General features: G+C 60.6%; 27 protein-coding genes. 6 read left to right on the top strand and 21 right to left on the bottom strand.

The window, feature by feature from the left end:
- Positions 1 to 180 precede the first annotated feature (180 nt).
- From MRS74_RS05990 to MRS74_RS24180, 4 genes are all read right to left on the bottom strand, one after another.
- A complete protein-coding gene (locus MRS74_RS05990; protein WP_254579374.1) occupies positions 181 to 1,710 on the bottom strand; it encodes a tripartite tricarboxylate transporter permease in 1,530 nt (509 codons plus the stop codon).
- Between the two features lie 5 nt (positions 1,711 to 1,715).
- Positions 1,716 to 2,162 carry a tripartite tricarboxylate transporter TctB family protein gene (locus MRS74_RS05985; RefSeq protein WP_254579373.1) on the bottom strand — a complete coding sequence of 149 codons (447 nt, stop codon included), beginning with the start codon at positions 2,160 to 2,162 and terminating at the stop codon, positions 1,716 to 1,718.
- The gene (locus tag MRS74_RS05980) at positions 2,159 to 3,148 is read right to left on the bottom strand and encodes a Bug family tripartite tricarboxylate transporter substrate binding protein (protein ID WP_254579372.1); all 990 of its coding nucleotides are present in this window, start codon (positions 3,146 to 3,148) and stop codon (positions 2,159 to 2,161) included. Before MRS74_RS05980 ends, MRS74_RS05985 begins: the two co-directional genes overlap by 4 nt.
- A gap of 240 nt (positions 3,149 to 3,388) precedes the next feature.
- Entirely contained in the window at positions 3,389 to 4,087 is a 699-nt protein-coding gene (locus MRS74_RS24180) for a FadR/GntR family transcriptional regulator (protein ID WP_254579371.1), read from the bottom strand.
- A gap of 130 nt (positions 4,088 to 4,217) precedes the next feature.
- Here MRS74_RS24180 and MRS74_RS05970 point away from each other — a divergent pair, with 130 nt between their 5' ends.
- The 3 genes from MRS74_RS05970 to MRS74_RS05960 are packed head-to-tail and all read left to right on the top strand — an operon-like array spanning position 4,218 to position 7,183.
- On the top strand, positions 4,218 to 5,039 hold the full coding sequence (locus MRS74_RS05970) for a (Fe-S)-binding protein (protein ID WP_254579370.1): 822 nt from the start codon (positions 4,218 to 4,220) through the stop codon (positions 5,037 to 5,039).
- Positions 5,040 to 5,054: 15 nt separating this feature from the next.
- Complete coding sequence (locus tag MRS74_RS05965) at positions 5,055 to 6,521, top strand: LutB/LldF family L-lactate oxidation iron-sulfur protein (RefSeq protein WP_254579369.1); 1,467 nt, start codon at positions 5,055 to 5,057, stop codon at positions 6,519 to 6,521.
- Positions 6,518 to 7,183, top strand: coding sequence for a LutC/YkgG family protein (locus MRS74_RS05960; RefSeq protein ID WP_254579368.1), 666 nt, complete (start codon positions 6,518 to 6,520; stop codon positions 7,181 to 7,183). The genes MRS74_RS05965 and MRS74_RS05960 overlap by 4 nt, the downstream gene beginning before the upstream one ends.
- A 210-nt stretch (positions 7,184 to 7,393) precedes the next feature.
- On the opposite strand, the gene MRS74_RS05955 is transcribed toward MRS74_RS05960, so the two are convergent.
- Positions 7,394 to 7,825 (bottom strand): globin, encoded by a 432-nt coding sequence (locus MRS74_RS05955; protein ID WP_254579367.1) that lies wholly within the window; start codon positions 7,823 to 7,825, stop codon positions 7,394 to 7,396.
- A gap of 190 nt (positions 7,826 to 8,015) precedes the next feature.
- Between MRS74_RS05955 and MRS74_RS05950 the strand changes: the two genes are divergently transcribed.
- Positions 8,016 to 10,205 carry a dihydrolipoyl dehydrogenase family protein gene (locus MRS74_RS05950; RefSeq protein WP_254579366.1) on the top strand — a complete coding sequence of 730 codons (2,190 nt, stop codon included), beginning with the start codon at positions 8,016 to 8,018 and terminating at the stop codon, positions 10,203 to 10,205.
- Between the two features lie 330 nt (positions 10,206 to 10,535).
- Here the strand turns inward: MRS74_RS05950 and ureG are convergent, their stop codons facing one another.
- The 7 genes from ureG to ureA all read right to left on the bottom strand — a co-directional run bounded on the left by ureG (position 10,536) and on the right by ureA (position 15,468).
- Positions 10,536 to 11,156, bottom strand: coding sequence for an urease accessory protein UreG (gene ureG, locus MRS74_RS05945; protein WP_254579365.1), 621 nt, complete (start codon positions 11,154 to 11,156; stop codon positions 10,536 to 10,538).
- A gap of 75 nt (positions 11,157 to 11,231) precedes the next feature.
- Complete coding sequence (locus MRS74_RS05940; RefSeq protein WP_254579364.1) at positions 11,232 to 11,897, bottom strand: urease accessory protein UreF; 666 nt, start codon at positions 11,895 to 11,897, stop codon at positions 11,232 to 11,234.
- Between the two features lie 9 nt (positions 11,898 to 11,906).
- Entirely contained in the window at positions 11,907 to 12,458 is a 552-nt protein-coding gene (locus tag MRS74_RS05935; RefSeq protein WP_254579363.1) for a HupE/UreJ family protein, read from the bottom strand.
- A 26-nt stretch (positions 12,459 to 12,484) separates the two neighbouring features.
- On the bottom strand, positions 12,485 to 12,991 hold the full coding sequence (gene ureE / locus MRS74_RS05930; protein ID WP_254579362.1) for an urease accessory protein UreE: 507 nt from the start codon (positions 12,989 to 12,991) through the stop codon (positions 12,485 to 12,487).
- Between the two features lie 61 nt (positions 12,992 to 13,052).
- Positions 13,053 to 14,756, bottom strand: a complete 1,704-nt coding sequence (gene ureC, locus MRS74_RS05925; RefSeq protein ID WP_254579361.1) for an urease subunit alpha — start codon at positions 14,754 to 14,756, stop codon at positions 13,053 to 13,055.
- Between the two features lie 94 nt (positions 14,757 to 14,850).
- Complete coding sequence (locus MRS74_RS05920; protein WP_254579360.1) at positions 14,851 to 15,156, bottom strand: urease subunit beta; 306 nt, start codon at positions 15,154 to 15,156, stop codon at positions 14,851 to 14,853.
- Positions 15,157 to 15,165: 9 nt separating this feature from the next.
- The gene (gene ureA / locus MRS74_RS05915; protein WP_254579359.1) at positions 15,166 to 15,468 is read right to left on the bottom strand and encodes an urease subunit gamma; all 303 of its coding nucleotides are present in this window, start codon (positions 15,466 to 15,468) and stop codon (positions 15,166 to 15,168) included.
- Between the two features lie 604 nt (positions 15,469 to 16,072).
- Here ureA and trhA point away from each other — a divergent pair.
- A complete protein-coding gene (gene trhA, locus MRS74_RS05910; protein ID WP_254579358.1) occupies positions 16,073 to 16,729 on the top strand; it encodes a PAQR family membrane homeostasis protein TrhA in 657 nt (218 codons plus the stop codon).
- A gap of 155 nt (positions 16,730 to 16,884) precedes the next feature.
- On the opposite strand, the gene MRS74_RS05905 is transcribed toward trhA, so the two are convergent.
- From MRS74_RS05905 to MRS74_RS05885, 5 genes are all read right to left on the bottom strand, one after another.
- Positions 16,885 to 17,613: an amino acid ABC transporter ATP-binding protein gene (locus MRS74_RS05905; RefSeq protein WP_254579357.1), complete on the bottom strand. Its 729-nt coding sequence runs from the start codon at positions 17,611 to 17,613 to the stop codon at positions 16,885 to 16,887.
- Positions 17,600 to 18,250 (bottom strand): amino acid ABC transporter permease, encoded by a 651-nt coding sequence (locus MRS74_RS05900; protein ID WP_254579356.1) that lies wholly within the window; start codon positions 18,248 to 18,250, stop codon positions 17,600 to 17,602. The genes MRS74_RS05905 and MRS74_RS05900 overlap by 14 nt, the downstream gene beginning before the upstream one ends.
- Positions 18,250 to 18,921, bottom strand: a complete 672-nt coding sequence (locus MRS74_RS05895) for an amino acid ABC transporter permease (RefSeq protein WP_254579355.1) — start codon at positions 18,919 to 18,921, stop codon at positions 18,250 to 18,252. Before MRS74_RS05895 ends, MRS74_RS05900 begins: the two co-directional genes overlap by 1 nt.
- 9 nt (positions 18,922 to 18,930) lie before the next feature.
- Entirely contained in the window at positions 18,931 to 19,713 is a 783-nt protein-coding gene (locus MRS74_RS05890; RefSeq protein ID WP_254579354.1) for a transporter substrate-binding domain-containing protein, read from the bottom strand.
- A gap of 313 nt (positions 19,714 to 20,026) precedes the next feature.
- Positions 20,027 to 20,878, bottom strand: coding sequence for a MurR/RpiR family transcriptional regulator (locus MRS74_RS05885; protein ID WP_254579353.1), 852 nt, complete (start codon positions 20,876 to 20,878; stop codon positions 20,027 to 20,029).
- Positions 20,879 to 21,383: 505 nt separating this feature from the next.
- Between MRS74_RS05885 and MRS74_RS05880 the strand changes: the two genes are divergently transcribed.
- Positions 21,384 to 22,286, top strand: a complete 903-nt coding sequence (locus MRS74_RS05880) for a hypothetical protein (protein WP_254579352.1) — start codon at positions 21,384 to 21,386, stop codon at positions 22,284 to 22,286.
- 38 nt (positions 22,287 to 22,324) lie between these two features.
- Here the strand turns inward: MRS74_RS05880 and MRS74_RS05875 are convergent, their stop codons facing one another.
- From MRS74_RS05875 to urtC, 4 genes are read right to left on the bottom strand one after another with little or no spacing between them, the layout of a single operon-like run.
- On the bottom strand, positions 22,325 to 23,167 hold the full coding sequence (locus MRS74_RS05875; protein ID WP_254579351.1) for an urease accessory protein UreD: 843 nt from the start codon (positions 23,165 to 23,167) through the stop codon (positions 22,325 to 22,327).
- A gap of 43 nt (positions 23,168 to 23,210) precedes the next feature.
- Positions 23,211 to 23,906, bottom strand: coding sequence for an urea ABC transporter ATP-binding subunit UrtE (gene urtE / locus MRS74_RS05870; RefSeq protein WP_254579350.1), 696 nt, complete (start codon positions 23,904 to 23,906; stop codon positions 23,211 to 23,213).
- 32 nt (positions 23,907 to 23,938) lie between these two features.
- Positions 23,939 to 24,778 (bottom strand): urea ABC transporter ATP-binding protein UrtD, encoded by an 840-nt coding sequence (urtD, locus tag MRS74_RS05865; protein WP_438362318.1) that lies wholly within the window; start codon positions 24,776 to 24,778, stop codon positions 23,939 to 23,941.
- Positions 24,775 to 25,863, bottom strand: coding sequence for an urea ABC transporter permease subunit UrtC (gene urtC / locus MRS74_RS05860; RefSeq protein ID WP_254579349.1), 1,089 nt, complete (start codon positions 25,861 to 25,863; stop codon positions 24,775 to 24,777). The genes urtD and urtC overlap by 4 nt, the downstream gene beginning before the upstream one ends.
- Positions 25,864 to 25,867: the final 4 nt, after the last annotated feature.

Below are 25,867 nucleotides of genomic sequence, written 5' to 3'. Positions count from 1 at the left end.
CATGTAGCCATCGCTCCTGCTCATCCATGCGCCCGCGCTGTACCCTACTTCCTGTACATAAAAAAACCGCCCGAAGGCGGTGGAAAACACACTGGCAGGAAGGCCCTTCCTGCCGGGGCGGAGCTTGGGTTGCGGCGCCCGAGCACCAAGGCCGGTCGCCGCAACCGCTTGATCAACAGATCAGTCTACGATGCTGTGATCCTTGTCCTGGGCGGCCGCCATGCGACGACGCAGGACCGGGCCTATCAGATAGGGCAGAACAAGACCTGCGATCGCCACCGCCCAGATACCCACCGACAGGCCGCTGCTCCAGAGGATGGTCCAGTCACCGTCTGAAATGGTCAGCGCATGACGCAGGCTCTTCTCCATTTCTGGCCCCAGCAGCATGCCGAGGATGACCGGCACCAGCGGGATATGCAGCTTGCGCAGCAGGTAACCCAGCAGACCGAAGCCAATCATGAAGTACAGGTCCAGCGGGCTGTTGCTGATGGCAAAGATGCCCACCGACGCCACCAGGGTCACCACCGGCATCAGGTACTTGGGCGGAATGCTCAGCAGCTTGACGAAAATGCCGATCATCGGAATGTTCAGCAGCAGCAGAATCAGGTTGCCGACGAACAGCGCCGCGATCACGCCCCACACCAGCTCAGCGTTCTGGGTGAACAGCATCGGGCCCGGCTGAATATTCAGCGAGATCAGCATGGCCAGCAGCACCGCCGTGGTACCACTGCCCGGCACGCCCAGGGTCAGCATCGGCACCAGGGCGCCGTTGGCCGCCGCGTTGTTGCCGGCTTCAGGCGCGGCCACACCGCGTGGGTCACCTTCACCGAAATAGCCACTCTTGCCGACGATTTTCTTTTCCATCGTATAGCTGAGGAAGCTGCCCAGCGATGCCCCGGCACCCGGCAGAACACCGGCGATAAAGCCCAGCACTGAGCCGCGCAGACAGGTCGGCAGTACCTGAATAATGTCTTTCATGCTCAGATTGAGCTTGTTCAGCGAGACCTTCTTGAAGCCTTCGCCAGCGTGCATTTCAATAAAGAACAGCAGCTCGCTGATGGCAAAGAGACCGACGATGGCGATGATGAAATCCACCCCTTCGTACAGTTCCAGAATATCGTAGGTGTAGCGCTGATTGCCGGTGGTGATATCAACCCCCACGGTGGCAATCATCAGGCCCAGACAGGCCGCCACAACGGTTTTGACCTGGTTCTTGCCGGTAATGCCGCCCAGGGTCGCAAACGCCAGCGTAAAGAGCGCGAAATACTCGGCAGGGCCGAATCGCAGCGCAAACTTGGCCAGTATCGGTGCCAGAATTACCAGCCCGACGGTCGCCAGCAGGCTGCCTATAAAGGATGCAATCGCGGAGATCGCCAGGGCTTCGGCCGCCCTGCCCTTGAGCGCCATGGGATAGCCGTCGAGGCAGGTCATCATCGCGGGCTCATCGCCCGGAATGTTCAGCAGGATACTGGAGATACGGCCGCCGTACATGGCGCCGGCATAAACCGATGTCAGCAGAATCAGGGCAGAACTCGCCGGCAGCCCGAGACTGAAGGCCAGCGGGATCAGGATGGCAACGCCATTGGCAGGGCCCAGGCCCGGCAAAGCACCGATCACGGTGCCCAGGATGGCACCGATGGCTGCAAACATCAGGTTTTCCGGCGTCAATGCGACGGCAAAACCCTGCAGCAGAAAATTCAATGTTTCCATTTAGATCAGCCCCCGCTCAGCTTCAAGAGTCCGGCCGGCAAGTGCAGTTCCAGCAGGAAATTGAACAGCACATACACCACAACCGCGCTGCCGACACCGGTAAAAACGGAGGGCAACGGCTTGGCACCCATGCGCCAGCACAGCACGCCGACCATCAGGGTGGTGGCGGGAATAAAGCCCACCGGCTGCAGCATCAGGGTAAAGATCGCCAGTATCAGCAGGACAAAGCCCAGTTCAGCCAGCATTTTCATATGCGGCCATTCTTCGTCTTCATCCGGTCGCACCAGCAGATAGATACTGCTCAGCCCCAGAACCACCGACAGTATTAGCGGGAATGTTTCCGGCCCGACAGCCTCGGATCCACCAAAGGGCTCTGGAAACATGGCAGCCTCCCAGCCGTAAACGACGGCCAGGAGGAGCAGAACGACACCGAGGATTCGATCCCCTATCATTTAATCAGCCCGATCTCAGTGGAAATTTCCTTGATGCTCTCGACCTGGCCTTTCACAAAGGTGCTGAATTCGGCACCGGTCTTGTGAAACGGCATCAGGCCATTTTTCTGCATCACGTCCTGCCAGTTATCACTGCTGTAAACGTTGTCCACGGTATCAACCCACCACTGGTAGGCTTCATCGGAAACACCCTTGGGTACGTAGAATCCACGCCAGTTGGGCGCTACAGCATCAATGTTCTGTTCACGGGCGGTCGGAATACCATCCAGCGGTGCCGGCAGACGTTCTTCAGACAGAACAGCCAGAACCTTCAGGTCACCGGATTCCATAAAGCCCTGGGCTTCGGAGATATCACCGGTGAACGCATCCAGATGGCCACCCACAACCTGGGTAATAGCCTCGGCGCCGCCGTTGAAGGCCAGGTATTTAACCTTGGGCAGATTGGCTTTTTCGATACCGGCGGAACGACCGGCAATCAGCACCTTGAGGTGATCCCAGCCGCCGGCTGCACTGCCGCCGCCAAACTTGACAGAAACAGGATCAGCCTTGAGTGCATCCATCAGCGCGGTCAGTGTCTGGTAGGGAGAGTCCTTGGAGACGGCAATAACGCCATAGTCGGCACCCAGGGCACCCACCCAGCGCACCATGTCCTGATCCATGCCAACAAACTGCCCCTGGGCCAGGCGGGTAGTGGTGGCGGTGCTGGCTGCAACGATAAGCGCGCTGTCATCGCCACGTTTGGAAATGGTATGCGCAAAGGCAACACCACCGCCGGCACCCGGCATGTTAACGGTCTGAACGTTGCCAGAGATGTAACCCAGATCGGTCAGCACCTTGCCAACACTGCGGCAGGTGAAGTCCCAGCCACCGCCCGGGTTGGCCGGAGCGATACATTCAGCGGTACGGGATTGTTCAAACGCGCTGGCCTGGGCGGCCAGGGTGAGGGTCGCTGTCGCGATCAGGGTTTTGGCTACAGGAAATTTCATTCAGCACTCTCCGTCTTTCTTTTTGTAATCAGCCATACCAGGCGGTACCGCTGTGTTTTGAATTCTGCGCCTGCTGTTGCCGGCTGCGTAAACTGCAGCAGGATCCAGACAGGGACAGATGCAGACTAGGCGGCCAAGCCTAAACTGGCCAGTTTGCGGAGATACTGGGTTTTCAAACCTTTGCGGGCATTGTGGTCATAAAGTTCACGCCCGGCAGATACCCGGGTGAGGGATAGGTAGCTACTCGCTTTGCTCAAGCAACCGATGCGTAAACAGGATATGTTCGGTAGCCAGGCGCCTGGCCTGCTCGCCATCACGCGCCATCAGCGCCTGATAGATTCCGGCGTGCTGTGCCCGAATGCCGTCGGGGTAGCGGCCATAGCGCTTGAGAGTGCGATCGAGCACACCGTAAATGGCATTGAAATAACGGCTGTAGAACAGCTGACTGAAGGACAGCAGCAACAGGTTGTGGCTCGATTGCGCAATCATCATGTGAAACTTCAAATCCGCCTTGGCCTTGGCCAGGGTGCTCTGGCCCTCACTGCGCTGCACCATACACTCGTACTCCCGCTCGATGCCGGCCAGTTCTGCGTCGCTGGCGCGCCGGGCACAGTTGTAGGCCGCTTCACCTTCCAGGGCCGCGCGCATTTCCAGTACCTGCAACTGAAAACCCAGGTTATCCCCGGCCCCGGCGGTGGGCATTTCGAAGTGCATCTCCAGCAGATTCAGACAGCGGCTGCCATCGCCCTGACGGGTCTGAATCAGGCCGCCGAGCTCCAGCTGGTTAATGGCTTCACGCACCGTGGCGCGGGAAACGCCACAAACCTCGGCCAGGCTGCGCTGCGAGGGCATCAGCTCGCCCGGCAAATAGCGGCCCTCGACGATACCGCGACTGAGCTGCGCTGCGAGCTGCTGCACCTTGTCCGCCTCCCCTTTCACTCCGCCTCCTTAACGCTTGGTCAGACCAGTGGACAGTGTAGCATTTCCTTTTTCGCCACCGGCTTCTATTGTTCATCCAGCCTGCGGGGAACAACCCCGCCATCGCGTATAAAAAACAACAGGTAAATCCATGCCCAACGCCGAGCGCTCGCCCCATGTCGCCCTGTTCGTCACCTGCCTGGTAGACATGTTCAGACCCGAAATAGGTTTTGCCAGCGTCAGCCTGCTGCAGCAGGCCGGTTGCAGCGTCGAGGTGCCCGAACGCCAAACCTGCTGTGGGCAGCCTGCGTTCAACTCGGGTGATCGAGCCAGCACCCAGGACATTGCCCGCCAGACTATCGAAGCCTTCGATGGCTATGAATACGTCGTCGGCCCTTCAGGCTCCTGCATCGGCATGCTGCACCATTACCCCGAGCTGTTCGAGGCCACCGACCCCTGGCACACCAGAGCGCTGGACCTGAAAGCCCGCGCCTTCGAGATCACCAGTTTTCTGGTGGATGTACTGAAGTTTCGCAGTGTTCAGAGCGAATTCAACGGCCAAATCAGCTATCACGACTCCTGTGCCGGCCTGCGCGAACTGGGTATCAAAACACAGCCGCGGGCCCTGCTCGGCCAGGTGGCCGGATTGCAGCTCAATGAAATGGACGAGTCCGAAACCTGCTGCGGCTTTGGCGGCACCTTCTGCGTGAAATACCCGGAAATCTCCAACCGCATGGTGGAAAACAAAACCGCCAATACCGCCGCCAGCGGCGCCGATACCCTGGTGGGGGGCGACCTTGGCTGCCTGCTGAACATGGCCGGCAAGCTCAAGCGTCAGGGTCACGAGATCCAGACCCGCCATGTGGTGGAAATTCTCGCAGGCCAGTGCGAGCTGGCCGCCATCGGCGAATCCGAAGCGCGAAAGCCCTCCGCGGCAGCGGCGTCCCCCTACGATCTTGCCAAGCAACTTTGACGCGGAGCCCAGGCCATGCAAATTACCAGTCCTGCTTTCAAGCAAAACGCCCGTATCGCGCTAAAGGATGCCGGCCTGCAGAAGGCCCTTGGCAACCTCAAGGCCGGCTTCCCGGTCAAGCGTGCCCAGGCCATCGCCAGACTGCCGGAATTCGATGCGCTGCGCGATGAAGCCCGCGACCTGAAAAACCATATCCTCGAAAACCTCGATATCTATCTGGAACAGTTCGAGAGCAAGGTGCAGCAACAGGGTGGCCATGTGCACTGGTGTCGCAGCAGCGACGAGGCCTGCAAAACCATCCTGGATATATGCAAACAGGTGGACGCCAAAACCGTCACCAAGGGCAAGTCCATGGTGTCGGAGGAAATTAACCTCAACGACTACCTGGAAAAGAACGGCGTGACGCCGGTGGAAACTGATCTGGGGGAATACATCCTGCAGCTGCGCGGTGACCACCCCAGCCACATCATAGCCCCGGCCATTCACCTTAATCTGGAGGACGTGTCCGAAGCCTTTCACCAGCACCACCACAGGCCCAAATCCTATGACCCCGCCGTGCTGATGCAGGAAGCGCGGGAGGTACTGCGCGAGCAGTTTGTGGCGGCGGATGTCGGTATCACCGGCGCCAACTTTCTGGTGGCCGAAACCGGCTCGACACTGATCGTCACCAATGAGGGCAATGGCGACCTGACCCAGACGCTGCCGAAAACCCACATAGTGGTCACCTCCATCGAAAAGGTGGTGCCCACCCTTGAGGACATGACCCTGTTTCTGCGCCTGCTGGCCCGCTCGGCCACCGGTCAGGAATTTACCGTTTACAACACCCTGTCCAGCGGACCAAGGCGCGACAATGACCAGGACGGGCCGGAAAACTTTCACGTCGTGCTGGTCGACAACGGTCGCAGCGACATGCTGGGCGGCGAACTGCAGGACATGCTGCGCTGCATTCGCTGCTCGGCCTGCATGAACCATTGCCCGGTCTACGGCGCGGTGGGCGGCCACAGCTATGGCTGGGTCTATCCAGGCCCCATGGGTTCGGTCCTGACGCCCCAGATGGTCGGCATCGAAAAGGCGGCGCTGCTGCCCAACGCTTCCACCTTCTGCGGCAAGTGCGAATCCGTCTGCCCGGTGCGCATTCCGCTGCCAAAGCTTATGCGCCACTGGCGCGAGAAGGAATTCGAGCGGCACCTGAGCCCCAAAGCCGTGCGCTATGGCATCGGCGGCTGGGCCTTCTTCGCCAAAAGACCCGGGCTTTACCGCCTGCTGAGCCGGGGCTCCAACCTGGCATTGCGCCTGCTGGGCGGCAGGAAGCGGCTGATCCACAGATTGCCACTGGGCGCAGGCTGGACGGACGGTCGCGACATGCCGGCCCCCAGCGGCAAAACCTTTATGCAGCAGTGGCGGGCCAAGCAGCAAGCGCAACAAAAACAGCAGCACACTCAGCAGCGAACCCAGCCGTCGTCACAGGAGCAGCAGTCATGAGCCGGGCCGAGATTATGAACAATATCCGTCGGGGCCTGCGCCGTGGCGAAGCATCCGCCGAGCAGCGAGCCGCGGCGCTGGCGCGCATCGAGGCGCGGGCCAACAACCTGATTCCGCGCCGGGCCCAGCTGCCCCGCGCCGAACAGGTCGCGCTGTTCAAGACCATGGCACTGGATGCCGCCGCCGAGCTGATTGAGCTGGACAGTATCGAGCAGGCCCCCGGCGCCATCGCCAACTGGATGACAACGCAGCAGATACCCGAGCTGGTGTGCGCCAGTGACGCGGCGCTGCAGGCACTCGACTGGTCGGCGCTGGGCACAATTAACCGGCTTGAGCGCGTCGCCCAGGCGGGGGATCTGGCGAGTCTGACCGGCAGCTTTGCCGGCATCGCCGAAACCGGCACCCTGATGCTGCACTCAGGTAGCACCAGCCCGACGACGCTTAATTTCCTGCCGGACAATCACCTGGTGATCCTGCATGAATCGCGTATCGTAGGGGTCTATGAAGAGGCCTGGAAACTGCTGCGCCATGCCACCGCGGGTCAGATGCCGCGTACCGTTAACCTGATTACAGGCCCTTCGCGCAGTGCCGATATAGAGCAGAAGCTGCAGATGGGCGCCCATGGCCCGCGCACCCTGGTGATTTTCCTGATCCGGGATTAATTGGCACCGCCACCTCCGCCGCAGGAGCAACGCCCCGTTGCGAATCACCCCTTCCCATTCGCCGCGCGGCGCGGCTCCTACGGTTATGCAGCCATTGGATCCGCCACCTGCGCAGGAACAACGCCCCGTTGCGCCCCCCTCCGGTACCCTTCCCATTCGCCGCGCGGCGCGGCTCCTACGGTTATGCAGCCATTGGCACCCGCGCCGCCGTCAGAATCCGACGATGGAGTCGCGCCCATAGTGAAACTTCATGTAGACGATGCCGGGCGCCATCACCAGGCGCCAGGCCAGCTCGGTGGCATCGTCACAGTCGGCATCAAAACGCCGCAGGGTCGCGATCAGAGTTTCCATCCACAAATCGTAGAGCTGCGGCCGAATGTTGTAGTGATTGCAGTTGTGGCTGATGGCCACCTTGTCGAGGTAATAGTCGGCGTTGCTGGAAGCGTAAAAGCTCAGCAGGTGGTAAAAGGATTTGCTTAACATCGACTGCTGACGTTCCATATCGGTGTTGCGAAACTTCTGCGCCACCTCGGGCGAGGCCGCGACAAAGGCATCGTAGAAGGCTTCGAAAAACGCCCGCCCGTCCCGCTGACACGCCAGCACCCGCGCGAGACTCTGATCAAACAGCTGTTCTGTATTCATCGAAAAGTCACTCGTTGACAGTGCCCCTGAGTATAAACCCCGTACTCTTTGCCGGCCTTGCCCTGCATCAAGACCGGTAGGCATTGCGGCAATGTTGCCAGATCAATGCCTGTATTCACCCTGAGTTCAGTTTACTCTGCACAATGGGTCCCCATACTGAATGGACTGTTGCACGAGGACGGCACACGCCATGAAAAATACCAAACTGATTATTCTTCTGGTCGTTGCCGCGCTGATCGCACTCTTCTTTGCCTTCGATCTGCAACAGTACCTGAGCCTGGCCGAACTCAAGGCGCGCCAGGCCGACTTCAACGCCTACTACCAGAACAACCCGCTGCAGACCCTGGGCCTGTTCTTTGGCTTCTACATACTGGTCACGGCGCTGTCGCTGCCCGGTGCCGCCATCATGACCCTGGCGGCCGGTGCGCTCTTTGGCCTTGCCAGTGGCCTGCTGCTGGTGTCTTTTGCCAGCAGCATTGGCGCCACCCTGGCCTTTCTGGTGTCCCGCTACCTGTTCCGGGATACGGTGCAGAGCCGCTTTGGCAATCAGCTCGGCGCCTTAAACCGTGGTGTGGAGCGCGATGGGCCCTTCTACCTCTTTACCCTGCGTCTGGTGCCGCTGTTCCCGTTCTTCATGATCAACCTGCTGATGGGGCTGACGCCCATCAAGGCCCGTACCTTCTACTGGGTCAGCCAGGTCGGCATGCTTGCCGGCACCGCCGTGTTCGTCAATGCCGGCACTCAGCTGGGCCAGCTCGAAAGCCTGTCCGGCATACTGTCGCCGGCGATCATCATCTCCTTTGTACTGCTGGGTATATTCCCCCTGCTGACACGCAAGATCGTCGATATCGTCAAACAAAGGCGCGCTCTGGGCCACTTTCCCAAACCCGCCCAGTATGACTACAACCTGGTGGCCATAGGCGCAGGCGCAGGCGGCCTGGTGAGTACCTACATAGGCGCGGCGGTCAAGGCGCGGGTGGCACTGATTGAAAAACACCGCATGGGGGGCGACTGCCTGAACACCGGCTGCGTACCGAGCAAGGCGCTGATCCGCTCAGCCCAGCGGGTACGGGATATGCGCGACGCAGGCGAGGTTGGCATTGAGGGCGCCGCCCCCGAGGTGGATTTCGCGCGCGTGTTCGAATCCGTGCAGGACATCATTCGAAAAGTCGAACCCCATGATTCCGTGGAACGCTACACGGGCCTTGGCGTCGAGTGCATCAGCGGCGCCGCCCGGGTCATTTCCCCCTATGAGGTGGAAGTGAACGGCCAGCGCCTGACCACACGCAATATCGTTATCGCCACCGGTGCCCGCCCGCAGGTACCCGACATCCCGGGCCTGGACCAGGTACCCTATTACACCTCGGACAGCATCTGGGAGCTGCGCGCACACCCGGGCCGTCTGCTGGTGCTCGGCGGTGGCCCCATCGGCTGCGAACTGAGCCAGGCCTTTGCCCGCCTGGGCGCCAAGGTCACCCAGGTGCTGCGTGGTGACCGCCTGATGCCGCGCGAAGACGCCGATGCCGTCGAGGTGGTCAGCCGCAGCTTTGCCAGGGATGGTATCCAGGTACTGACCCGCCACGAGATGCGCCGTTTCGAATCTGTCGACGGCAAGCACCGTCTGATCTGCGAGCATGAGGGCAAGCAAGCCAGTATCCAGTTCGATACCCTGTTGCTGGCGCTCGGTCGCACCCCCAATGCCAAGGGCCTTGGGCTGGAGGAGATCGGCGTGCAGCTCGACAAGCGCGGCGCCCTGCAGGTGGATGACTTCCTGCGCAGCAACATTCCCAACATCTACGGCGTGGGCGATGTCACCGGCGGCTACCAGTTCACCCACACCGCCGCCCACCAGGCCTGGTACGCCGCCGTGAACGCCCTCTTCGGCCGTTTTCGCAGCTTTCGTGTCGATAACCGTGTCATTCCATGGTGTACCTTCACCGCCCCTGAGGTAGCCCGTGTGGGGCTCAATGAACAGCAGGCCCGGGAGCAGAAGGTGGCCTTTGAAGTCACTCACTTCCATATGAAAGAGCTGGATCGCGCCATCACCGAACGAGAGGAAGCGGGTTTCGTCAAGGTACTCACGGTACCCGGCAAGGATCGCATTCTGGGTGTGACCATCGTCAGCGTCCATGCCGGCGAGCTGATCACCGAATATGTGCAGGCCATGAAGCAGGGGTTGGGGCTGAACAAGATCCTGGGCACCATCCACATCTACCCGACCCTGAGTGAGGCCAACAAGTACGCCGCCGGCGAATGGAAACGCGCCCATAGCCCGCAAAAGCTGCTGCAGTGGGTCGGCCGCTACCACCGCTGGATGCGCGGCACCCAGGCGCCCGCAAAATCACAGCCAACCGCGAGCGAGAAGCCCGCGTCGCGGTGAAAGGTGAAAGGAGGCAAGGTGTCTCCACAGCTTCGCTGCGGATGTCGGAATTCGCTACGCTCATTACCAACCTACGAATGCCGTTGTAGCCTGGAATGAGCCTGCGAATTCCGGGAAACGAGCGAAGCGAGTTTCGAGGACGTGCCTGTGAATTCCGGGGCGAATCCGGGAAATGAGCCCCAAGCGAATTTCGAGGATATACCTGCGAATTTCGGGAAGCAGGATAAAACCTGCGACGTTCGAGCAGGTGACCTAACTGTGTGTCCACTTTTGTGGGGTCACAGCAATTTTTTTGCATGCGTATTTACAGGCGCAACTTCAACCCTGGCTTCAGGCGGCGTCTAACATGCCCTGCTTGATCACGAACGCGATGATTTCATCCAGCCCGGTACCCAGCTTGAGGTTGGTGAACACATAGGGCTTGCCGGGGCGCATGCGCTTGGTGTCCTGGTCCATCACGTTCAGGTCCGCCCCCACATAGGGTGCCAGATCGATCTTGTTGATAATCAGCAGATCGGAACGGGTAATGCCGGGGCCGCCCTTGCGCGGGATCTTCTCGCCTTCGGCCACATCGATCACATAGATGGTCAGGTCGGCCAGTTCCGGGCTGAAGGTGGCGCTGAGGTTATCGCCGCCACTTTCAACAAAGACCACATCCAGCGTCTTGTGACGCCGCGCCAGTTCTTCCACCGCCGCCAGGTTCATGGAGGCATCCTCGCGAATCGCGGTATGCGGGCAGCCGCCGGTCTCGACACCGATAATGCGATCCGCCGCCAGGGCTTCAGCCCGGGTCAGTATCTTGGCATCTTCCTGGGTGTAGATATCGTTGGTCACCACGGCAATGTTGTAATCATCGCGCATGGCCTTGCACAGCACTTCCAGCAGCGCTGTCTTGCCGGAGCCTACCGGGCCGCCAACACCGATACGCAGTGGAGATTTGTAGTCGTTCATTTTTCACCTCAAGCAACAAATGTTCGTGAATCCAGTCAGGAACGGAGCCATTCAATCAGGAGCAAAGCCATCTGGTCAGGACCTGAACAGGCGCGTGTACTGCGTCTCGTGCCGGCTGCTGGCAATGGCCAGCGCCAGTGTCGAGCTGCCGATATGGTCGTCATCGATGCCAAGGGCCCGCTCCAGCGCCGCCGGCACAATCTCGGACAGGCGCAGCAGCAGTTGCTGACCCGCCGTCTGCCCCAGCGGTACCAGCTTGACCCCCGCCATGACACCGGCTTCGAGCCAACTCCAGCAAAAGCCCAGCAACGCATCCCGTGGTGCTATGTCCCAGCGCACCGCCGCCAGCGCAAAGCCCGCCAGTTGAGTACTGCGCAGGGTCTCAGCCAGTTCAGGCGAAATCTCGATCCCCAGATTCGGCAACAGCGTTGCCAGGGCAGCACCGCGCTGACGCTCCTCCTGGCGCAACTCGCGGGTTTCGCGGCAACAGAGCAGCCACTGGCAGTATTCCTCAACCCGGGCCTTATCCTGCTGCCCAAAGGCAGCATGGAGCCGGCTCAGCAGTGGCAGCTCCAACGTTACCAGACTGTGCTCAAGCACACTTTCAAGCCAGTCGCCAAGGCTCTCGCTTGATGTGACCCAGCCGCGTTCGATGGCCCACTCAAGCCCCTGGGAGTAGGTAAAACCGCCCACCGGCAGCGACGGGCTGGTGAGCTGGTACAGGCGCAGATCCGGCAGCATCAGCCAGCCTCAGCCGAGCAGCGCAAGGGCAACTGCCGCCAGCGCACTGGACGCTCCCAGCTGCCGGGGAGCCAGCTGCCGTCCCAGCGCAAATCCGGCGCCCAGCAGCGCACAGGCCGTTAGCAACATGCCCGGCAGGAAGAACGCCACCTGTGCCGGTGCCACTTCAAGCCCGTGCGCCCAGCCATGAAACAGCACCAGCACCACCGATGCCATCATCGCCATGGCTTTGCCGCGCCCAAACCACAGACCCGCCGCCACCACAAACAGCGACAACCCAATCATCAGCTCGATACCACCGGCCCAGCCGGTTGTCAGCCCCAGCAGGGCACCACCGAAGAGCGCGACCAGGGCAGCGGCATAGATGCCCGTACGGGCTTTCAGGGTCTGACCCGCTCCCAGGGCGCCGACACCCAGCAGCATCGCCAGGTGATCGAGCCCGGTCAGCGGGTGCAGCATGCCGGCGGCAAAGCCCCCCAGGTCCTGGCCGGTATGGGCCAGAGTCAGCGGTGAGGCAACCGCCAGCAGGCTGGCCAGGGCGGCTTTGTGAGTGGTTTTCATCGGTAAGGCTCCTTTCAACAATGAATTCAGTGGCTATGCCCGGCGTGACCGCTATCGTCGCTGCCGGCATGGCTATGGGAGTGGCTATGGGCATGCGAATGACCATGGGAGCCGCCCTGATAGGCGCCGGCTTCGGGCTCGAAGGGCGCCTCTTCAAAAGCCACCTCCAGACCGAGCCCGCGTACCATGTCATCCAGTACATGATCGTGCAGATAGCGTACCCAGCCGGCTTCCACCTGCAGCGGTACATGGCGGTTGCCCAGGTGATAACAGACCCGCGCCAGCGCCAGGGCATCATCGCTGCGCACCGTGGACACGGGTTCCGGCGCCGCTTCGATGCGCACCACCAGCCCATCGTCGGACTGCAGCAGATCGCCGTTACGCAGCGTCAGGCCCCGGGGCAGGAAGAGCCCGACCTCGCGGCCATCCACCAGTTCGGCGCGCAGGCGACTCTTGATGCGCTTGTCGATGGGCAGACACAGCTCGGCCGTGTAGGGCTGCGGCTCGTTCAGCACTTTGGTCAGATGAATCATGACTCTCCTTTTTCAAACAGGATGCTTCTTAAAACAGGGAGCTTTTAAAACAGACCGCTGTTTAAAATAAAAAATACCGCTGGGCCATCGGCAGTACCGCGGCCGGCTCACAGATCAGCAAGCGACCGTCGGCGCGCACCTGATAGGTTTGCGAGTCCACCTCGATGACCGGCTGATAGCTGTTGTGCACCATGTCGTTCTTGGTCACGCTGCGACAGTTGCGCACCTCGCCGATCAGGCTCTTGAGCCCCACCTGCCCTGCCACATCGGCGGCAATGGCCGCCTGGGACATGAACAGCATGGAAGTGGCCTGACAGGCGCCGCCATAGGCGCCAAACATGGGCCTGTAGTGCACCGGTTGCGGCGTGGGAATAGATGCATTCGGGTCCCCCATTGGTGCCGCGGCAATCAGGCCACCCTTGAGAATGACGCTGGGTTTGGTGCCAAAAAACGCCGGTCGCCAGAGCACCAGATCCGCCAGCTTGCCCACCGCGATGGAACCCACTTCATGGGCAATGCCGTGGGCCAGCGCCGGATTGATGGTGTACTTGGCAACATAGCGCTTGAGGCGGGTATTGTCGTGACCGGCCGGATCACCGGCCAGGCTGCCAAACTGCACCTTCATCTTGTGGGCCGTCTGCCAGGTGCGGGTGATTACCTCACCCACCCGCCCCATGGCCTGGGAGTCGGACGAGATCATCGAAAACGCGCCCAGGTCATGCAGCAGGTCTTCGGCGGCGATGGTTTCGCGCCTGATGCGCGACTCGGCAAAGGCCACGTCCTCGGCGATGCTTGGGTCCAGGTGATGACAGACCATCAGCATGTCCAGGTGCTCATCCACCGTATTGACGGTGTAGGGCCGCGTCGGGTTGGTGGACGAGGGCAGCACATTGGCATAGCCCGCCGCCTTGATAATGTCCGGCGCATGGCCGCCCCCGGCGCCCTCGGTATGGTAGGTATGGATGGTGCGCCCACCGATGGCCTTGAGCGTTTCTTCTACAAAGCCGGATTCATTCAGGGTGTCGGTATGGATCGCCACCTGCACGTCCATTTCCTCGGCCACGCTCAGTGCGCAGTTGATCGAGGCCGGTGTGGTGCCCCAGTCCTCGTGCAGTTTCAGGCCAATGGCGCCGGCGGCCACCTGTTCGCGCAGCGCCTCTGGCTGGCTGGCATTGCCCTTGCCCAGAAAGCCGATGTTCATGGGCAGCGCATCGGCGGCCTGCAGCATGCGGTGCATGTTCCAGGGGCCCGGCGTGCAGGTGGTGGCATTGGTGCCGGTGGCAGGCCCGGTGCCGCCGCCCAGCATGGTGGTAATGCCGGAGGTCAGCGCCTCCTCGATCTGCTGCGGACAGATGAAGTGGATGTGGGAGTCGATACCGCCAGCGGTCAGAATCTGGCCTTCGCCGGCGAGGATCTCGGTGCCGGGGCCGATCAGGATATCGACGCCGGGCTGCACATCGGAATTGCCGGCCTTGCCGATGGCGGCAATGCGGCCGGCCTTGATGCCCACATCCGCCTTGACGATGCCCCAGTGATCCAGAATCAGCGCGTTGGTGATGACCAGATCCATGGTCTGGCTGCTGGGGAACTGCCCCTGCCCCATGCCGTCACGAATGACCTTGCCACCGCCAAACTTCACTTCGTCGCCGTAGACCGTGAAATCCTTCTCGACCTCGAGCCAGAGCTCGGTATCCGCCAGCCGCAGCCGGTCACCCGTGGTAGGCCCGAACATTTCCGCATAGGCCTGTCGTGAAATTCTGGCCATCAGTTACACCTCCCTGAATTACACGCGGCAAAAAAGCCCCCGTGGGCCGCTCTCGTAACGGACTCCGCATAGGCCTGTCGTGATATACGAGCCATTACAAGTCCCCCATCACTTTGCCCTGAAAGCCATACACCTTGCGGTCCCCTGCATAGCTCACCAGTTCGACGGTGCGACTCTGCCCCGGCTCAAAGCGCACGGCGGTGCCGGCGGCAATATTGAGACGAAAGCCCCGCGCCTGGTCGCGGTCGAACTGCAGTGCATCATTGACTTCATAGAAGTGGTAGTGGGAACCGATCTGGATCGGCCGGTCACCGGTGTTGGCGACCTTGAGCGTGACCACGGGGCGGCCCGCATTGAGCTCGATGTCGCCGCTTTGAACAATCATCTCTCCGGGTATCATAGGACCTCCTCAGACGATCGGATCATGGACGGTGACCAGCTTGGTGCCATCGGGAAAGGTCGCTTCGACCTGCACATCGTGGATCATCTCGGCCACGCCTTCCATGACATCGTCAAGACTGAGCAGGGTGCGGCCAAAATCCATCAGCTCCGCCACGGTACGACCGTCCCGCGCGCCTTCCAGAATGGCCGCACTGATATAGGCCACCGCTTCCGGATAGTTAAGTTTCAGCCCCCGCGCCTTGCGACGCTCCGCCAGCAAGCCGGCAGTAAACAGCAGCAGCTTGTCTTTTTCCCGTGGTGTCAATTCCATGCAGGAGCCCCGTATACATTGGTGGAAAAAAGGCCGCTTGCCGTCATCACGCCTTGCTGTGCAGCGGCCCGTCTAAAGTTAGAAATTATGAATGCAATACCCAGACCAATCTGGCACATCACGGCCACCAGCCCTCAAAGCGCTCGGCGCCCAACGCCGCTCTTAGGTTAGAGTGCCAGTGGCATAACCACACATACATCCATGCCGGTGCGCCATAACCGCCAGGGATGGCGGAAATCCTTCCTTTGCAGCAGCAAAAATTCAGGGAGCCTAGCTCCCGTACATAACGGACAAATAGGGAGGGAAGCTGCTTCTCCGCCCGATTAATAGCGCCAGCACTTTACAATCATCCGGCACTCAACATGCCCCGAAGATACGAATTAGCACCACAAGAGTGCATAAGATAAACGAGCGCACAATATGCGTGCATTCAACGCACCAAAATGACAGTAGCAACGACACCAAGCAGACCCAGGAACGACTGCGCTCCTGCACGCGCCTGATCATCCGAATACAGCTGTCCCAGCCCCGGCTGGACTAAGCTGCAGATCAAGGCCCGGCAGCCGGCGGCAATTCTCGCGAACTCAGGATGCAGGTGATCAGCATGCGCAACCCACCCCATATCCCCGGCAGACCCCAGTCCCGCACCGAGGAACTGGCCAACAGCCTGAGTCACTGCCTGGGATGCATTGCAGCCCTGGTCGCGGCACCGGTGATGATCGTGCAGGCCGTGGAGCGCGGAGATATCGGCATCATTATCGGCGTCTGTCTCTTTGCCCTCAGCATGGTGCTGCTATACCTCAGTTCAAGTCTCTACCACGCCCTGCCCCCGGGCCGGGCCAAACGCCTGATGCGCATGATTGAGCACTCGGCCATCTACCTGTTGATTGCCGGCACCTACTCGCCCTTTATGCTCGGCGTGCTGAGCGACCTCTGGGGCTGGATTCTGCTGGGCGTTATCTGGGCACTGGCACTGGCCGGCGTTATCCTGAAGGTCACCCAGCGCCTTTCCCACCCGATACTCTCCACCGGGCTTTACCTGCTGATGGGATGGTTGATTGTGCTGTTGATAGAGCCGCTGAGCCAGGCCCTGTCGGGCACCGGGCTCGCCTGGCTGGTCGGTGGCGGCCTGGCCTATACGGTCGGCGTACTTTTCTTTGTACTCGATTCCAGCCTGCTGTACGGACATTTCATCTGGCATCTGTTCGTCATGGCCGGCACTACCTGTCACTACATCGCCGTGTTCTGGTACGCCATTTAACCGGCATGCGCCCCCCTTGGCAGGGCCTTGAAAAACGTTGGCGCAGCAGCAGAGGCATAAATCCGCGAAAAACCGCCGTTTACCTGTTCGAAACGAAGACTTTGAGCGGATTTTTAACGCCGAACTGGCTCTGCAGGTAGATTTTCAACCCCCTGTCAGAGCACCGCACTCATAAAACTTTGCAACTCCGGCGTCTGCGGGCTGGCCAGCACCTCCTTTGCCGGGCCGGTTTCCCAGACCTTGCCCTGGTGCATGAACACCACACGATCCCCCACATCCCGGGCAAAATTCATTTCATGGGTCACCAGGATCAGTGTCATGCCTTCGGCGGCCAGCTGTTCCAGCACCTTGAGCACTTCGCCGACAAGTTCGGGATCCAGCGCCGAGGTAATCTCGTCGCACAGCAGCACCTTGGGCTTCATGGCCAGCGAACGGGCTATGGCCACCCTCTGCTGCTGCCCGCCGGACAGCTGCTCCGGAAAGCTGTCGAACTTGTCCGCCAGCCCAACCTTGGCCAGCACCGCCCGTGCTGTCGCCTCGTTCTCGCCGGCCGGTGCCTTGAGTACCAGCTTGGGGGCCAGCATGACATTCTGGCCAACGGTCAGGTGGGGAAACAGGTTGAAACTCTGGAACACCATGCCGACACTGCGACTCAGTTTGCGCACCTGCCGGTCGTCACTGGTCACCTCGAGCCCGTCGACCACGATCCCCCCCTGCTGATAGGCCTCCAGGCCGTTGATACAGCGCAGCAACGTGCTCTTGCCGGAACCGCTGCGACCGATGATGGAGACCACCTCGCCGCCGGTAATTTTCAGATCCACGCCCTTGAGTACGTGGTTTTCACCGTAAAATTTGTGAACCGCATCGATCTTAACGAGTGACATGAAGCTTTTTCTCCAGGTTCTGGCTGGCCTTTGACAGCGGATAACAGAGCAGGAAATACATAAGGGCCACCAGCCCGAACACCTTGAACGGCTCGAAGGTTGCGTTGTTCAGCATGGTGCCGGCCTTGGTCAGTTCGACAAAACCGATAATCGAGGCCAGCGCCGTGCCCTTGACGATCTGCACCGAAAAGCCGACGGTGGGCGCAATCGCCACACGCAGCGCCTGGGGCAGTATCACGTAGCGCATCAGTTCGAAATAGCCAAGCCCGAGACAGCGACCCGCCTCCCACTGCCCCCGCGGTATGGACTCGATACAGCCACGCCAGATCTCGCACAGAAAGGCGCTGCTGAACAGCGTCAGCGCCAGCGCGGCCGCGGTCCAGGCGGACACTTCAAGCCCCAGCATCGAGAGCCCGAAAAATGCCAGGAACAGCTGCATCAGCAGCGGCGTACCCTGAAACAGCTCGGTATAGAGCCGCGTGAACCAGATCAGTGGCGTGCGCCGGCTCATGCGCAAAAAGGTCAGCAGCAGGCCGACAATGGCACCGCCGGCAAAGGCGATCAGCGACAGTGCAATGGTCCAGCGCGCCGCCAGCAGCAGGTTGCGCACGATATCCCAATCAGTCAGTAGCGCCATCAGTTCTTCCTCAACCGTGGAAAGGCGTAATAACCCGCCAGCCGGAACAGCTGCCGCATCCCGACGGCCAGCAGCAGGTACATCAGTGCCGTCACCAGGTAGACCTCGAAACTGCGAAAATTGCGGGACTGGATAAAGTTGGCGGCAAAGGTCAGTTCTTCGACCGAAATCTGCGACACAACGGCCGAGCCCAGCATCACGATGATGCACTGGCTCGACAGCGCCGGATAAATGCGCTCCAGCGCGGGCGGCAACACCACCCGCACAAAGGTCTGCAGCTTGCTCAGCCCCAGGGTACGCGCCGCCTCCAGCTGCCCCAGCGGGGTCGCCTGAATGCCGGCACGAATAATCTCGGTGCTGTAGGCACCCAGGTTGAGAATCAGTGCCAGCAGGCCGGCCTCGATCGCCGAGAGTTTGAATCCCAGCGCCGGCAGGCCGAAGAACACAAAGAACAACTGCACGATAAAGGGGGTGTTGCGGAACAGTTCGACATAGACCCCCGTTAACCTGCGGGGCAGCGGCTGGCGACTGCTGCGCGCCGCGGCGCCGAGGATGCCCAGCAGGCAACCCAGCAGCGTCGTAACGCACATCAGCCAGACAGTGGTCCAGAACCCGTGCAGCAACTCATTCGCATAGGGCAGCAGCTCGGCGAATTGAAGTTGATAATCCATTCTGTCACCTCAGATTTTCAGGTCGTCCGGCAGCGGCGCCTTGAGCCATTTCATCGACAACTCATCCAGGGTACCGTCGGCGATACCGGCATTTACCAGCGCATTCACCTTGTCGAGCAGCTCGGCATCACCCTTGTGCACGCCGATATAGCAGGGGGAGTTCTTGAGCAGGAACTTGGTCAACGGCTGGCGCTGCGGATTGCGCTCGGCAATGATGGCCACCACCAGGTTGCCGGTCGCGATCAGGTCCACCTGGCCGGACAGGTAAGCCGACAGCGTGGTGTTGTTGTCCTCGAAGCGCTTGATGTCGGTGTCGCCCGTTACCAGCTTGCTCAGCTCCATATCCTCGACCGAACCGCGGGTCACTCCGACCACCTTGCCGACCAGCTGCTCCGGCGCGCTGACGGCCATGTCTTGGGCGCCGAACACTCCCAGGAAGAAAGGCGCGTAAGCACGGGAAAAGTCGATCGCCTTTTCCCGCTCCGGGTTTTTACCCAGGCTGGAGATCACCAGGTCGACCTTGCGGGTCTGCAGATAGGGAATGCGGTTGGCGCTGGTCACAGGTACCAGTTCCAGCTTCACCCCCATGCCTTGCGCCAGGTAGCCGGCCATGTCAACGTCGTAGCCCTGCGGTTGCAGGTCCGCCCCCACGGAGCCAAAGGGCGGAAAGTCCTGCGGGACGGCAACCCGCAGCACACCGCGAGACGCCACATCGTCAAGCTGGCTCGCCGCCACGTTCAGCGTGGTTACACTCAGCAGCACCCCTGCCATGACACCTACACACTGCTTCATCAGATTTTTCACAAGATTGCACTCCAATCGTCAGGCCAACGAAGACCGTTACTTTTGTTTCACCTGACAGATTTATTGCAACTAACGAACCACAAAATAAAATTAACTTAATAAACAAATAGATAATTCCTAAATACAGCCTAAAACCGGGATTATCAGACACAGACAAGGGGCATTATTAGTGCAACAGGGCAGACACTGGCACCACAATAGCGCTCTAACGGCCTGTCGATGGAGGCGACTGAAACAGATGCAACGCACGGCGCTGTGACGAAATGGCTGGCCCGGCGAGCGCCGGGCCAGCTGTGACCGCTCAGGCAAAGGGATCAGACAGATCCATGGACAGTTCATCGAGTTGTTCATAGCACTGATTGATCTGCGCGATACGGGAGCGACCCGACGCCAGTTGCTGATGCAGCAGCAGATTTACGATCAGGTTCACCAGGCTCATAGCCCCGCTGTAGCAATCGAAGGCCGACAGGCTGTCAAGCGAGCACTCCAGCCACCATTTTGCCTGGGGGGCCAGGAGCCGCGCCGAACCGTCAGCCAGCAGCAGTACCGGAACCCGCTGCAGCTGCAGGGTTTGCAGGATGGCTGGAAAATGGTGCGGGCGCCGCCTGAAACCACAGAGCACAACCAGATCCCCGGCGCCCAGACCTGCCAGTTCCTCACCCAGCGACTGACCCGGCAGCGGCGCGACCCTCACCTGTTCTCGCACCTGGCACAGCTGCTGGCGCAGATGCAGTGCCACCGGATAGCTGTTGCGAAAACCGACCACCAGCACTTGCCGCGCCGCGCCCAGTGCCTGCACGATCTCAGTCAGCTGGGCAGGATCCAGCTGGCTGTAAAGGCGCTGCAAATTGCCCAGCTCCCGCTCCAGGTGGCGTTCAAGCAGACTGCCGCCGGCAAGATTGGACGCGGCTATGGGGACTCCCTGCTGGCGCAACTGGCGAAACATCTGCCGGCCTTCACGAAAGGAGTTGAACCCCAGGCGCTTGAACAACCGGCTGACCGTCGCCTTGGACACACCGCAGAGCCTGGCGAGCTCCGCGCTATTGAACAGCGGCAGGTCTTCCGGATGATCCATGATGAAATCCGCCAGCCTGCGCTCCTGCGGTGGCATCTGCGCATATTCGCTACGCAGGCGCTGATCGATCTGATTCAAATCTCACTCCCTGATGCTGTAAACGTACGACGTCACAACCCGATATCTACTGGATTCTATAGCAGGGTATCCACAGCAAGAACCAGACCAGCGACAGAACCCGGGACCGCGCCTTAAAGAATAAATACGCCAAAGCGGGATCTTTCAGCATTGATTCAGTTGCATGCTGTCTTAATAGATATACCCCGCCAACGGCACCCGACCGGCGTGTACAAGCCGCTCCCCTTCTGATGACGGGACTGAACACTGCAACCGCCAAGGCCCAGGAGGCTGTCCGAGAGCATTCAACCTACTGCGAACCGACTGACTCTTTAACTATAAGAGGGACTGTTTATTGTGCCGTCTTTCGTTAAATAGAAAACCAGCTCACATCAGCCGGCTCTCGTTACGGCCAGCATTCTCGGACAAGCTTCCAGGCACGCGGGCTGTTGCCCGGAACAGCGCAGGTTCCCTTACCCACTGATAACACCGGAGGTCGCCCATGTCAGCCAGGATTTTCAAGGTAATGACACTCTTAGCAGCCACAGCGCTGGCAGGCTGCGCCTACGCGCCCTACCATAACGGTGGCGCAGTCAGGGATTACGACTACGGCTATAACGACAGCGGTTTTAACGACCGTGACTATGATGATTTTTATTACTACCCGAGCCTGGGTATCTACTTCAATATCAGCTCCGGCTATTACTACTATCAGGATGAGCATCGCTGGGTGCGCACCCGCACGCTGCCACGTCATTATCGGCTGCACCCCGATCACCGCGTCCGCATGAAAGCCCACCGCGACCAGCCCTATCGCGACTACCAGAAACACAGCCAGACTTATCGCAGAGACGGCGACCGCTGGCGCCAGCACGACGGCCGCAACGACGGCCGGGGTGACCGGGACGGTGACCGTCGCCGTGATGACCGGAACGATCGCAGCGACCGGCATGATCGCCACTCATCTATTGAGACCCAGAGCGGCCCGCGCCGCTTCGAGCGCAACCGGCAGGACGACGGGCGCAGGCATGATCAGGCTGTCGAGCGCCCTCTGCGCAACCGCGAGCGCACCGAAGGGTCAGCCGAGACTCGACGCAAGGCAGAGAGCAACCGGCGGATAAAGGAAGCGCACACATTTGAAAAACGCCAGACGCTGAAGCAGGACGCACTAAACCGCCAGCAGAGAAAACGCGAGCAGGATAATCGCCAGGCCGACGGCAGGACTCACCGGGACTCAGGCCGGGCAGAAAGACGGGACGAAAGACACCAGACCCTAAGGGATGAGGCACGGCCAGACAGAGACAGAGCCCGCCGCACGGATGGCCGGGCAGACCGGCAGGAAGCGGGCCCCGTAGAGCGGCGCCGCGAAGGTGAGGCCGGCAGCGATGAAGACCTCCGCTGGCTGCGACACAATGACCGTAACAACTGATCGGGCAATGCACCCTAGCAGCACAGACCCGGCCGCGCTCAGGTCGACCAGATACGCGGCGGGCAGGGTTCAAGCGCCAGCAACTCCCGGCGCAACAGCTCCCACAGGGGAATCAGCACGGACTGAATATCTTCGGTATTCTGCCCCAGCATGCGCACGGCCAGCACCGAATCCACCAGGGTTGCCCCAATGGCATGCTCCGCAAAACGGTCATCAATCAGTGACTGCACCCTGCCCAGCACGGCCTCGGTTGCCGGCAGCGCATAGAGGCTGGCCGCCATGGAATGGCCGCGCATGCCGGCGGCGGCGCCAAACTGATCCAGCCCCCGCACCTGCAACTGATCAATCAGCACCCGCTTGCCGTCCAGACGCAGCTCACAGCGACTGTCGACGCTGCCAAAGGTAAAGGTTTCATTATTGGCTGGCCGCCCCAGACACTGGAACTCCCAGCCGATAAAGCGCCCGCCGGCCGCCACATCAATACGGCTGCGCAAGCGGCTCGATGCACCGGGAAAGAAGATATTTTCCTGCGGCAGCCACTCCAGAATACCGCCATCCTCGACCCAGAAATGCTGGCACTGGTGCGCGGTAAGCCCGGCACAACGATAAAACTTGGTGGCCCCGGGCGTGGTCAGCAGCGCATGGGCGCCGTCTGCGACACGCACATCGATCTCAAGTTCATCGCCGCCCACCACCCCGCCGGGGGGATGCAGCAGGTAACTGTGACAGATACCGCCCTGGGGATAGAAGGGCCGCTGCACCGCCAGAGGTCCGTGCATGCTGCGATGTACCAGGCGGGTTTTGCCGCCGCGCGACTCGTAACCCAGCTCAAGCCGAGCCTGCCAGCCCCGTTCCGCCTGTACCGCCGTCTGCCTACTCACGTCTCTCTCCCTCCCCTTGGGCACAGTCTGCGCATGTCTGCGGTTACACCGTAAGGTATTTGCGGATCAAGCCATCATCCAGCCCGTCCATGGCGCCGGTGGCCACACTGCGGCCGCGATCAAGGATACAGAAATGATCGGCCACCTTGCGGGCGAACGGCAGTTTCTGTTCCACCAGCAACACGGTCAGGCCGAACTCGCGGTTCAGGTGACGGATGATATCGCCGATTTCCTGCACCACATTGGGCTGAATGCCTTCGGTGGGTTCATCCAGTATCAGCAGCTGCGGGTCCACCACCAGCGCCCGGCCAATCGCCAGCTGCTGTTGCTGACCGCCCGACAGATCGCCGCCGCGCCGGTTGAGCATCTGCTTGAGCACCGGGAACAGCTCGAAGATGTAATCCGGTATCCTGCGATCGCCACGCTTGCGCACCGGCAAGCCCACCTGCAGATTCTCTTCCACGCTCAGCAGCGGAAAGATCTGCCGCCCCTGGGGCACGTAGCCCACCCCCAGACGCGGGCGCTGCTCCACCGAGCGCGCCAGCAGATCCTGGCCGGCCAGTTCGATCTGGCCACTCTTGACCGCCTGATGCCCCATGATGCACTGCAACAGCGTGGTTTTGCCCACGCCGTTACGGCCCATCAGTACGGTGCATTTCCCCTTGGGAACATCCAGTTCCACGTCCCAAAGCGTATGGCTCTCACCGTAGAACTGGTTCAGACCTGTTACTTTAAGCATGTCGTGCACCCTGCTTTCATTTTAACCATGTCCTACTCCCCCAGGTACACTTCAACTACCTTGCGATTATTCTGTACCTGCTCCATGGTGCCTTCGGCCAGTACCGAGCCCTGATGCAGCACGGTTACGGTACGGTCCCTGCCCGCCAGGTTGCGCACAAAGTCCATGTCGTGCTCCACCACCACCACGGAATGCTCGCCGGCAAGCGAAATCAGCAGCTCGGCGGTACGATCCATTTCCTGGTGGGTCATGCCGGCCACAGGTTCATCCACCAGCAGCAGACGCGGGCGCTGCATCAGCAGCATGCCGATCTCGAGCCACTGTTTCTGACCGTGGGACAGACTGCCGGCACGCAGCGCGCGCTGCTCGGCAAGACCGATCATGTCCGCCACCTTGTCCAGATGATCACGCTGCTCGCCGGTCAGCTTGCTGCTGATGATCGACCAGAGACCGCGGTCACCCTCCATCGACAGTTCCAGGTTTTCCACCACCGAGAGAAACTCGAACACAGTGGGCTTCTGGAACTTGCGCCCGATACCGGCCTGGGCAATGGCGGGCTCATCCAGCGCCAGCAGGTTGATGCTCTGACCAAACCAGGCCGAGCCGCTGTCGGGTGTCGTTTTGCCGGTGATGATATCCATCATGGTGGTCTTGCCGGCGCCGTTGGGGCCTATAATGCAGCGCAGTTCGCCGTCGTTGATATAGAGGTTCAGGTCATTGATGGCCCTGAAGCCGTCAAAGCTGACCGATATCCCCTCCAGATACAGCAGCACATTGTGGCTGACGTCAATGTTGCGATGCGGCCCCCCCTGCATGAAGGGATACACATGTTCACGGTCCAGCATTTGCTCAAAAACGGTTGCCACTTTCATGCGCTGGCCTCCTTGCGACGCAGCAGACCGGTCAGGCCGCGCGGCAGCAACAGCGTGACCAGCACGAACAGGCCGCCGAGGGCAAAGAGCCAGACTTCCGGCAGTTCGGCGGTAAAGTAGGTTTTGGCATAGTTGATCACCAGAGCCCCCACCACGGCGCCGTACAGGGTTGCCCTGCCACCCACAGCAACCCAGACCACGACTTCGATGGAGTTCAGCGGTGAAAACTCGCCGGGGTTGATAATGCCAACCTGAGGCACGTAGAGTGCGCCGGCAATACCGGCCAGCATGGCGGATACGGTAAAAACACCCAGTTTGACGTTCTCGACCCGATAGCCGATAAAGCGCGCCCGGGACTCGGCATCGCGCACCGCCACACAGACGCGCCCAAGGCGACCGTTCATCAGTACCCGGCACAGCAGATAGCCCAGCATCAGGGCCACCGCGGAGGCAACAAAGAGGCCAATACGGGTCTGGTCAGACTGCAGATCAAAGCCCAGCAGCTCCTTGAAGTCGGTCAGGCCGTTGTTACCGCCAAAGCCCATTTCATTGCGAAAGAACGCCAGCATCAGGGCATAGGTCAGTGCCTGGGTGATAATCGACAGGTAAACCCCCGACACCCGGGAGCGGAACGCCAGGGCGCCGAACACAAAGGCCAGCAGGCCCGGCACCAGCAGCACCATCAGGGCCGCGAACCAGAACTGATCAAAGCCACTCCAGAACCAGGGCAGTGCGTCCCAGTTCAGGAACACCATGAAGTCCGGCAGATCGGGGTTGCCATAGACACCCCTATCACCAATCTGGCGCATCAGGTACATGCCCATGGCGTAACCGCCCAGGGCGAAGAAGGCCGCGTGGCCCAGGGTCAGAATACCCAGATAGCCCCACACCAGATCCACCGCCACCGCCAGCAGCGCCAGCGTCAGGTACTTGCCCATCAGCGTCACTGTGTAGGTCGGAACATGTAACGCATGGCCCGCCGGCACCATCAAATTCAGCAGCGGCACCGCGATAACCAGCACCAGCAGTACACCCAGCAGAATCTGGCCACCACGATCACCCTTGAGAGCATTCATAATAAACATCACT

Origin of the sequence: Marinobacterium sedimentorum, from assembly GCF_024267675.1 — a bacterium.
In the GTDB taxonomy this organism is placed as follows: domain Bacteria; phylum Pseudomonadota; class Gammaproteobacteria; order Pseudomonadales; family Balneatricaceae; genus Marinobacterium_A; species Marinobacterium_A sedimentorum.
Note: the sequence above shows the minus strand (reverse complement) of the source record. Positions and strands in the feature narration are given on the sequence as shown.

Coding starts and splice junctions, on each gene's coding strand:
- MRS74_RS05990 (WP_254579374.1), bottom strand. CDS start 1,710: ATGGAAACATTGAATTTTCTGCTGCAGGGTTTTGCCGTCGCATTGACG.
- MRS74_RS05985 (WP_254579373.1), bottom strand. CDS start 2,162: ATGATAGGGGATCGAATCCTCGGTGTCGTTCTGCTCCTCCTGGCCGTC.
- MRS74_RS05980 (WP_254579372.1), bottom strand. CDS start 3,148: ATGAAATTTCCTGTAGCCAAAACCCTGATCGCGACAGCGACCCTCACC.
- MRS74_RS05970 (WP_254579370.1), top strand. CDS start 4,218: ATGCCCAACGCCGAGCGCTCGCCCCATGTCGCCCTGTTCGTCACCTGC.
- MRS74_RS05965 (WP_254579369.1), top strand. CDS start 5,055: ATGCAAATTACCAGTCCTGCTTTCAAGCAAAACGCCCGTATCGCGCTA.
- MRS74_RS05960 (WP_254579368.1), top strand. CDS start 6,518: ATGAGCCGGGCCGAGATTATGAACAATATCCGTCGGGGCCTGCGCCGT.
- MRS74_RS05955 (WP_254579367.1), bottom strand. CDS start 7,825: ATGAATACAGAACAGCTGTTTGATCAGAGTCTCGCGCGGGTGCTGGCG.
- MRS74_RS05950 (WP_254579366.1), top strand. CDS start 8,016: ATGAAAAATACCAAACTGATTATTCTTCTGGTCGTTGCCGCGCTGATC.
- ureG (WP_254579365.1), bottom strand. CDS start 11,156: ATGAACGACTACAAATCTCCACTGCGTATCGGTGTTGGCGGCCCGGTA.
- MRS74_RS05940 (WP_254579364.1), bottom strand. CDS start 11,897: ATGCTGCCGGATCTGCGCCTGTACCAGCTCACCAGCCCGTCGCTGCCG.
- MRS74_RS05935 (WP_254579363.1), bottom strand. CDS start 12,458: ATGAAAACCACTCACAAAGCCGCCCTGGCCAGCCTGCTGGCGGTTGCC.
- ureE (WP_254579362.1), bottom strand. CDS start 12,991: ATGATTCATCTGACCAAAGTGCTGAACGAGCCGCAGCCCTACACGGCC.
- ureC (WP_254579361.1), bottom strand. CDS start 14,756: ATGGCCAGAATTTCACGACAGGCCTATGCGGAAATGTTCGGGCCTACC.
- MRS74_RS05920 (WP_254579360.1), bottom strand. CDS start 15,156: ATGATACCCGGAGAGATGATTGTTCAAAGCGGCGACATCGAGCTCAAT.
- ureA (WP_254579359.1), bottom strand. CDS start 15,468: ATGGAATTGACACCACGGGAAAAAGACAAGCTGCTGCTGTTTACTGCC.
- trhA (WP_254579358.1), top strand. CDS start 16,073: ATGCGCAACCCACCCCATATCCCCGGCAGACCCCAGTCCCGCACCGAG.
- MRS74_RS05905 (WP_254579357.1), bottom strand. CDS start 17,613: ATGTCACTCGTTAAGATCGATGCGGTTCACAAATTTTACGGTGAAAAC.
- MRS74_RS05900 (WP_254579356.1), bottom strand. CDS start 18,250: ATGGCGCTACTGACTGATTGGGATATCGTGCGCAACCTGCTGCTGGCG.
- MRS74_RS05895 (WP_254579355.1), bottom strand. CDS start 18,921: ATGGATTATCAACTTCAATTCGCCGAGCTGCTGCCCTATGCGAATGAG.
- MRS74_RS05890 (WP_254579354.1), bottom strand. CDS start 19,713: ATGAAGCAGTGTGTAGGTGTCATGGCAGGGGTGCTGCTGAGTGTAACC.
- MRS74_RS05880 (WP_254579352.1), top strand. CDS start 21,384: ATGACACTCTTAGCAGCCACAGCGCTGGCAGGCTGCGCCTACGCGCCC.
- urtE (WP_254579350.1), bottom strand. CDS start 23,906: ATGCTTAAAGTAACAGGTCTGAACCAGTTCTACGGTGAGAGCCATACG.
- urtD (WP_438362318.1), bottom strand. CDS start 24,778: ATGAAAGTGGCAACCGTTTTTGAGCAAATGCTGGACCGTGAACATGTG.
- urtC (WP_254579349.1), bottom strand. CDS start 25,863: ATGTTTATTATGAATGCTCTCAAGGGTGATCGTGGTGGCCAGATTCTG.